4 protein-coding genes are annotated in these 3,726 nt (G+C 35.2%); 1 reads left to right on the top strand and 3 read right to left on the bottom strand.

Translation table 11 applies throughout. The features are described from left to right. Both EA412_00330 and EA412_00325 read right to left on the bottom strand, forming a co-directional pair. On the bottom strand, nt 1-193 hold a 193-nt coding region (locus tag EA412_00330; protein ID TVR84513.1), incomplete at its 3' end, for a hypothetical protein. 70 nt (nt 194-263) lie between these two features. Beyond that, entirely contained in the window at nt 264-1,127 is an 864-nt protein-coding gene (locus tag EA412_00325) for a hydroxymethylglutaryl-CoA lyase (protein TVR84514.1), read from the bottom strand. Between the two features lie 269 nt (nt 1,128-1,396). Between EA412_00325 and EA412_00320 the strand changes: the two genes are divergently transcribed. Next, nucleotides 1,397-1,651, top strand: a complete 255-nt coding sequence (locus EA412_00320; GenBank protein ID TVR84512.1) for a hypothetical protein — start codon at nt 1,397-1,399, stop codon at nt 1,649-1,651. Nucleotides 1,652-1,888: 237 nt separating this feature from the next. Here the strand turns inward: EA412_00320 and EA412_00315 are convergent. Further along, nucleotides 1,889-3,726, bottom strand: a 1,838-nt coding sequence (locus EA412_00315; protein ID TVR84511.1) for a hypothetical protein, incomplete at its 5' end; no start/stop codon positions are given.

Below are 3,726 nucleotides of genomic sequence, written 5' to 3'. Positions count from 1 at the left end.
GTCCATTTTTCAATCCTGTCCCTTCAAAGTTCTCATTTTTAATAGTTTTATCAATCGCAAATAAATCGAGCGCTTGAATTTCTGTAAATCGTTGTTCATCAAAACTGATTCGATCCAGAAAATTCTGAGCAAAAATAGTAAAAGAAAAAAGGAAGAAAACTCCTGTAAACAAGAGCGTTAAAAAGCTTTTCATATTAAAATTTGTGGAGATTTGACAATATTAATTAAATTTATTATTAAATTAAGAGGCAAGTTATAAAAAATCAATCTAAAGGAAATACTTTTGATGAATGTAAAATGGCACTTCTAAACTCCAGCTCATCTATTCCGGTTTCAATTCTTCTGTCATTAAAAAAACTCAGAACATTTTCTGTTGGCATATTTCCGGTCAATTCGTCTTTCGCCATAGGACAACCACCGTATCCTTTAATTGCTCCATCAAACCTCCTGCATCCGGAACTATAGGCAGCTTCAATTTTTTCTTCCCAATTGTGAGGCGCTGTATGAAAGTGTGCACCAAAAATTACTTCCGGAAGAATAGGAATAACCTGACTAAATATATAACTAATGCTCTCGGGTCTAGCTACACCAATAGTATCTGAAAGCATTAAGATTCTAACCCCCAAACTATATAAAATTTCAGACCATTTAATTACGATCTCTGCATTCCAGGGATCACCATAGGGATTGCCGAAACCCATCGACAGATAAACTACCATCTCTTTATTGGAATCCTTCGCAATTTCTAAAATATCACTAAGCCGGTCGAGAGATTCATCTATTGTAGCATTTGTATTTCGAAGCTGAAAAGTTTCTGAAATACTAAAGGGATAACCGAGATAATCAATTTCCGGATGTTCACAAGCAGCTTTTGCCCCTCTGAGGTTGGCGACTATAGCCAATAATTTGTTTTTCTTTAGTAATTCACTGTCTAATCCGTGAAGTACTTCAGCTGTATCCCTCATTTGCGGAATGGCTTTAGGAGAAACAAAACTCCCAAAATCAATGGTATGAAATCCTACCTTTAAGAGTTGATTTAAATAGTCCACTTTTTTTTTGGTAGGTATAAAATCCCTCAACCCCTGCATGGCATCACGGGGACATTCAATGATGGATACTTTATCTATTTTCTGTAAAGCCATTTAGATATAAAACTATTGTTTAATTAACTTTTTCCTTTTTTAAAAAACACAGTAACTCAAAAATTAAAATCCTAATTATAAATTTTACTAAAAACTAGACCATGGGTAGATGCAATTATCATTTTTACTTTTCAATTTATTAACTTTCCACTATTTCGTAACCTTTTATCGATTCATGCATTATAAATTTGTGGTCTACTTAACGGATTTATCAAAAAGTAAAATTAAAAAATTTTAAACAAATACAGCTATTGATGTCAACTAATAAAAAACCATACTTTGCACTTCTAGGTTTCCTTCTTTTAGCTACAGGGTTCCTGTCCATCGTCTTTAATTTAATGGGTATCAGGTTTGTCTTTCTGCGATTTCTTGAAAACCTCACACCATTAATGACTCTTTTTGTGCATCTGGGAATGGCATTTGGTGGAATCCTTATTATGTATCTTGCATTGACGGACTGGAGAGATGAATATGCAATAGAGCCAAAAAAGGATGAACAGGATGCTTAGGCAATAGAAATTTGTGTTTTAGGTTGGCAACCCTTATTGATTTTTAAATTAAACCTTAAAGTTTGATTAAGTTTCAATAGACTAGATTTTATGTACATTCCAAACGTTTTCAAGACAGATACATTTCATTAAATGTATCGCTTTTTGAAAAAGCACAAGACAACAACATCAATTAATTAGCAATTTATGGCTATTTAACTCCAAACTTAATTTTCATTTATTTTAAAACTATCAACCCTAATAAAACCACTGTCGACCAATTGGCAAATTAGCGGATACTCTGAATCGTGAGCGATCAAATTCGGTACCATTGAAAATAAATGCACCATCGACGCGAAATATTCGAAACGGACCGTAGCCAATATTACTAAAACCAACAAACAACTCATTATGTGTATTACGCTCCTGAATATCTAACATTTTAAAACCGGCCTGCCAATGCCATTCTAGCCATCTGATACCGGGAATATTGGAGAGTATTTTAGCCCCAAAATTGTGTTCATAATGCAGCTCCATAAATCTACCGGAGGTAGAATATTCATAATGAGGTAAGTCAAAAAATCCCCTGTTGATGTCGCCCGACACAAGAAACGCTGCTCTATTTGCTAAAAAGTGTTTATGATCGACAAAATTCATATCGCTACTTCCTGCTACAGTAAGTCCTCCTACCCACCTTAATGATGAAGTACCCCAGGTTGATAAAGTCCTACTATAACTAAATACACCCATTATCCTGACAAACAAATCTGTATCACTTTTCAGATAATGCCCTGCATCAATTCCCAATGTAACCCTTGGGAAACGACTGCCACCTATATAAATCCTACTATCAGGAAAACTAACAAATCTTGCTCCGGGAAGGAAATTAAGTCTGATCGACGTTTTTATCACCTCATGATCTTCAAGGTTAAAATCACCAGTTGCATAAGGAATATTTTCTTCAAAAGGACGATCCTTCTTTCTCCGGGAATTATTGACATTATTTTCGACAAAAGTTCGTGAAGCATACTCAAATGAAACGTTATAAGAAAGCCACCGCAATGGTCTGCTTGAAGACTCAAGCTTTACATAATCTTTTTGAAAATAGCGGGCATAGTTTCTCCCTCTAAAATAACTATAAAAAGAATTCAAAAACTCAGGCACATCCTGATATTCATAAAACTGTGCTAATTTTCTTCCCCCACTTAAAGTGTAGCTCGATCTGAGAATAGGATCTCTCAGTAAAAAAAGCCGCATTTGGGGCTGAAATTGCTTACTACTGAAGCCATAATTAACCAATACTTCTGATGTTAACTCATCGTTGGTCCTAAGCAGATTTTTTTTTGAAATCTCCGCCCTAAGATTAGTGTGCCATCCACGAATTGCATTATAACTAAAGTCATTGAGCGGAGAGTGAATTTGCCCTGAAAAATTATTATTCCTTTTTCTGAATTGATAGCCGGTCAAAACATCCATCACCTTAAACCGATTGAACTCCCTATCTAGAGAATCAATAAAACTAGGATCGTTACGCACCGTTTCAATGCTATCTTTTACTTGAAAATCCCACTTTTCTTGATCTATAAGTGGAATTGGGCGAATTGAATCCCATTGTAAATTACTTCTCTGATTATATTCCGGATCAAAACCAATTACTTCAGATCTAAAAAATCTACGATCTATATCTGGCGAAAGGTCGAAATTGCTAAATACACCGCTAAAACCTCCACTGATTACAAAGCCCATAAGCGAAACTTGGATATCAAGGTTCTGTTGAAATACTACCCAGTTATCATCTCCTAATGGAATGTGAACCTGCCGCAACCTCATGGTATCCAAAAAACTATTTTGAATATTACTACCTGTGATAAACAGATCTGCCTCTAGTATATTCCAGCTATCATCTCGTATGTAGATGTATCCTGCAAAAACAGCACCTCTTGGATTTTTAGGAATCACCTCGATTCTATTGATCAGTTTACCATCTGTTCCCATTGAACTGCCATCAAGACGATAGTCATAATAACCAAAAGCACCTCTACCAATTGGTGATTTAAGTTTTGTCATCAGCGGCACATCACTCTCATATAAATTAA

The sequence above is a fragment of the Chitinophagaceae bacterium genome (assembly GCA_007695095.1).
Classification (GTDB): domain Bacteria; phylum Bacteroidota; class Bacteroidia; order Chitinophagales; family REEL01; genus REEL01.
Note: the sequence above shows the minus strand (reverse complement) of the source record. Positions and strands in the feature narration are given on the sequence as shown.

Coding starts and splice junctions, on each gene's coding strand:
- EA412_00320 (TVR84512.1), top strand. CDS start 1,397: ATGTCAACTAATAAAAAACCATACTTTGCACTTCTAGGTTTCCTTCTT.